1 protein-coding gene is annotated in these 934 nt (G+C 76.2%); it reads left to right on the forward strand.

Annotated features, from left to right (window positions below):
• Positions 1–793, forward strand: a 793-nt coding sequence (locus F8271_RS31535; RefSeq protein WP_225854909.1) for a hypothetical protein, incomplete at its 5' end; no start/stop codon positions are given.
• Between the last annotated feature and the right edge of the window lie 141 nt (positions 794–934).

The following is a 934-nucleotide window of genomic DNA, read 5'->3' on the forward strand; positions in this document are numbered from 1 at the left end:
CACGCCGCCGGCGACCCGGCAGTGGTCCGGTCCGCCCGCTCCGTCGATCGGTTCGCACCCGGTGTCGCCACCGGCCGCGCGGCCGGTCCCGCCGGCCCGGCCGATGTCGCCCGCGCCGCCGCCGGCCCGGCCGATGTCACCGCCCGCGCCGGCCCCCGTACCGAAGCAGCGTCGGGGCCGGCGCTCCGCGGCGCCACCGGGCTGGCAGGCCCCCAAGGGGTACGTGCCGGTCCCGGTTCGGCGTCGACGCCGCTGGCCGTGGCTGCTGCTGCTCACGCTGGCGTGCTGCTGCGGCTGCCCCGCCTACTACGGGTTCCCGATCTCGGCCCAGTACCCGGTCCGCGCGGCTCTGCCCGAGCAGGTGGAGGACCTCAGCCTGCGGCAGGACAACCGCAGCGCCGACACCGCCCGGCAGTTGGAGAGCGAGGTACGCCAGCAGCACTGGCTGGCCGAGGACACCTTCGCCGGCGTCTACTCCACGACCAGCGGCAAGCGGGTGACGGTCTTCGGCGGCACCGGCTTCCGCCTGAGCCCGGAGTCGGACGCGGAGGCCGAGATCAGTCGGCTCACCGACCGGTACGCGCTGGACGCCCCCGAAACCGTGGACACCGGTGTGCGCGGCAGGCACGAGCGCTGCGCGGTCGGCCGGGCGGACGGCAGCGACGTGGTGGTCTGCACCTCGGTCGACCACGGCAGCATCGCCACCGGCGTGTTCACCCGGCTCTCGGTCGCCGACAGCGCCGCCCTGCTGGCCACCCTGCGCGCCCAGATCGTCCAGCCCGAACGGGGCTGAGGTGGCGCCGTCGGCGTGCCGGCGGTTGCTCCTGCTGACCGATGACACGGTGCCGGCTCATGGGACGCAGCCGACCGGCGGCGACGTGCATGGCGGGCCGCTAGGCGGGCGTTGCCGCCGCGGGGTCAGGCGTCGCGGGTG

The organism is Micromonospora sp. ALFpr18c, from assembly GCF_008868155.1.
Taxonomy (GTDB): Bacteria; Actinomycetota; Actinomycetes; order Mycobacteriales; family Micromonosporaceae; genus Micromonospora.